3 protein-coding genes and 1 pseudogene are annotated in these 3135 nt (G+C 68.8%); 1 reads left to right on the top strand and 3 read right to left on the bottom strand.

All coding sequences use genetic code 11. The features are described from left to right. A partial coding sequence (locus tag ACE3O1_RS15220) for a DMT family transporter (protein ID WP_374316487.1) occupies window positions 1-956 on the bottom strand: 956 nt, incomplete at its 3' end. A 221-nt stretch (window positions 957-1177) separates the two neighbouring features. Between ACE3O1_RS15220 and rpsO the strand changes: the two genes are divergently transcribed. After that, window positions 1178-1447, top strand: coding sequence for a 30S ribosomal protein S15 (rpsO, locus tag ACE3O1_RS15215; protein WP_056121136.1), 270 nt, complete (start codon window positions 1178-1180; stop codon window positions 1445-1447). An 86-nt stretch (window positions 1448-1533) separates the two neighbouring features. Here rpsO and ACE3O1_RS15210 read toward each other — a convergent pair whose 3' ends face one another. Together ACE3O1_RS15210 and ACE3O1_RS15205 are read right to left on the bottom strand one after the other, a co-directional pair. Next, window positions 1534-2559 carry an isopenicillin N synthase family dioxygenase gene (locus tag ACE3O1_RS15210; protein ID WP_374316484.1) on the bottom strand — a complete coding sequence of 342 codons (1026 nt, stop codon included), beginning with the start codon at window positions 2557-2559 and terminating at the stop codon, window positions 1534-1536. 107 nt (window positions 2560-2666) lie between these two features. Continuing rightward, window positions 2667-3135 (bottom strand): annotated as a pseudogene (locus tag ACE3O1_RS15205) (epoxide hydrolase); the annotation flags it as partial.

Below are 3135 nucleotides of genomic sequence, written 5' to 3'. Positions count from 1 at the left end.
GCCGCGGCATCCGCCCCTTCGTCGTTTCGGCGTCGCGGACGCAGGCGGTCCTGCGCAAGCAGGATGCCGAGGAAGACGATCAGCGCGCCCGCCGGCTCGTTCCAGCTGAGGTGCTCGCCGAGGATGAGCACTCCGAGCACGACTCCGACCAGCGGAGTGATGTACGTGACCGTCGACGCGCGTGTGGGGCCCCAGGCGCGCACCACGTTCTGGTTCCAGATGTAGGCGACGCCGGTGCCGAGGCATCCGAGCAGCACGACGCTCACCACGATCCAGGGGTCGAGCTCGACCGGGGTGAGGACGAGCACCGGTGAGAGCAGCACCATGATCGCCGCCGCGATCCCGATGTTGAGGAACGAGAACATCAGCGCGCTCATGCCGGTGTTCGCGACGAAGCGGCGCATGTACGCGAGGCTGAATCCGTAGCAGGCGGTCGCGCCGAGGATCGCCAGCTGGGCGACGAGGCTCTGCGACAGGTCGAGGCCCTGCCAGGGGCCGATGATGACGACGACCCCGAGGATGCCGACGGCGATGCCCGCGACCTGCAGCGGCTTGAGACGCTCGACACGGAACAGGACGGCCGCCATGATCGCCGTCATGATCGGCGTCGTGGCGTTGTAGATGCTCGCGAGGCCCGACGTGACGTGCTGCTGCGCCCACGAGAACAGCAGGAACGGCACGACGCAGAACGACACCGCGAGCACCGTCATGTGGCCCCAGATCCGCACCGAGCGGGGCAGGCTCTCGCGCCGGAGCAGGACGAACAGTCCGAGCGCGAGAGCGCCGAGGACGAGTCGCGACCACGCCACCTGCGCCGGCGAGATGCCGCCGAGGGCGACCTTCATGAAGAGGAAGCTCGATCCCCACACGACCCCGGCGAGCACGAACTGGACGACCACCGAGGCCTGCGTCGGCGTCGCGGGGCGAAGGCCGTGAGAGGGGTCGGTGGTGGGCACCCGGTGACTCTACGCCCGGGCCCGGACGTAGGGCGGGGATCGCGAATGCGACGTCCGAAATCCGCCGAAAGGCGGCGGTACGGCTACGGTGCGACGCGGTTAACGCCGCCGCCCCACCGGCTGGTAGACTCTTGAGGTTGCCGTTTGATCGGCCGCGGATAAAGAGAGCTCACGCATCAGGCGTCGGGCACCGCGCAACGACGAGAAAGGGGATCCCATCTATGCCGCTCGAATCCGATGCTAAGAAGGCGATCATCGAAGAGTACGCGACGCACCCCGGTGACACCGGATCCCCCGAGGTGCAGGTCGCGATGCTGACGCAGCGCATCAAGGACCTCACGGAGCACCTGAAGGAGCACAAGCACGACCACCACTCGCGTCGTGGCCTGTTCCTGATGGTCGGTCAGCGTCGTCGCCTGCTGGGCTACCTGCAGGACATCGACATCAACCGCTACCGTTCGCTCATCGAGCGTCTGGGCCTGCGCCGCTAATCGCGACCAGCGTTCAATCGCGCAGTGAACTTCTGAGAAGGCCTCCCCACGGTGTGGGGAGGCCTTCTTCGTTCCCGGATGCCGCGCTACGAGGTCGTCGATGCGACACGGGCCGCGACCAGGTCGGCGTGGTGGATCGCGGCGACGTCGGGGTGCGCGCGCAGGCGCGACTTGAGCGCGTTCTCGCCGTAGAGGGCGTGGATCGGGTTCGAGGGATCCTGGGTGACCCCCCGAGCCTGCGCGGCGAGCTCGGCGGGCAGGTCGATGAGCGGCAGCCGCTTGTCCAGGGCAGGATTGAAGAAGAACGGCACCGAGATGCGGTCGTCGGGGAAGCGCGGCGAGATCACGCGGTGGTTCGTCGCGACGAGGTACCCCTGCGTCGCGTACTCGAGGAGCTCGCCGATGTTCACCACGAACGCGCCCGGAACCGGCGGGGCGTCCACCCATTCGCCGTCGCGCTCCACCTGCAGGCCGCCCTTGCCGGGCTCGACCCACAGGAGCGTGAGGACGCCCGAGTCCTTGTGGGCGCCGACGCCCTGCTGGGGAGTCGGGTCCTCCTTGCCGGGGTAGCGCACGATCTTGATCAGGGTCGAGGGCTCTCCGAAGTGCTCGTCGAAGTAGTTCTCCGGCGCGCCGAGCGACAGCGCCCAGGCACGCAGCAGCTTGCGGGCGACGCCCGACAGGTGGTCGTGCCACTCCGACACCACATCGCGCAGCTCGGGCTGGGCGGCCGGCCACAGGTTCGGGCCGATCAGACGGAAGAAGTCGGCCGCGTCGGGGCTGGACACCACCTCGCGCTCGGGGCCGATGTCGATCTGCTCGCGCCAGTCGACCTTGCCCTGTGTGCGCTCGCCGCCGATGCGGGTGTAGCCGCGGAAGTGGGGGCTCTTGACGTTCTCGATGGCCAGCTTGTCGGCTTCGGGGAGCGCGAAGAAGTCACGCGCCGCGCGGTGCAGGCGAGCCTCGAGCTCCGGCGTCACGCCCGTGCCGGTGAGATAGAAGAACCCGACCTCGTGGGTCGCCGCGCGCAGCTCGTCGCGGAACCGGGTGGCGGCCTCGGGACCCCGGTCGAGCTGGGAGAGATCGAGGATCGGCAGGTTGAGGTCGGTCATGCAGCGAGAGTAGGCGGATGCCGCGGCATCCGCTCGTTCGTTACCGACGATTACCCGGGCGCGGGCACGCAGGCGGCGCGACCCGGAGGCCGCGCCGCGCTCGAGTCTCACGCCGAGAAGAATGCCCGGATGTCGGCTGCGAGGACCTCGGGCACCTCGAGCGACGCGTAGTGCCCGCCGCGCTCGAAGCGGCTCCAGTGGACGATGTTCGTGTTGTCGCGCTCGGCGAACACCTTGATCGTCTGGAAGTCGTCCGCGAAGACGGCTACGCCCGTGCGTGCGGTGCTGACCTGCGGCTCGGCCTCGGCGAGGGCGTTCTCGCGGTAGGCGCGGCTCATTCCGGCCGACGCATTGGCGAACCATGCCACGCTGACCTCGGTGAGGATCGTGTCCAGCGGCACGAGGCTCGTGCCGTTGCCGAACGAGTTGAACAGCTCGGAGTAGGCGAGCTGCGCGACCGGCGAGTCCGACAGGCCCGCGGCGATCGTCTGCGGGCGCGACGCGTTCATCGTGTTGTAGCCGCCGACCGACTGGAACCACTGCATGTGCTCGAGTCCGGCGTAGTCCTGCGGCTCG

The sequence above is a fragment of the Microbacterium sp. genome, from assembly GCF_041909575.1.
Lineage (GTDB): Bacteria > Actinomycetota > Actinomycetes > Actinomycetales > Microbacteriaceae > Microbacterium.
This window is presented reverse-complemented; position numbering and strand designations above follow the sequence as displayed.

What these genes read in the sequence shown, in the direction of transcription:
- rpsO (WP_056121136.1), top strand. Translation starts at nt 1,178, where the DNA reads ATGCCGCTCGAATCCGATGCTAAGAAGGCGATCATCGAAGAGTACGCG.
- ACE3O1_RS15210 (WP_374316484.1), bottom strand. Translation starts at nt 2,559, where the DNA reads ATGACCGACCTCAACCTGCCGATCCTCGATCTCTCCCAGCTCGACCGG.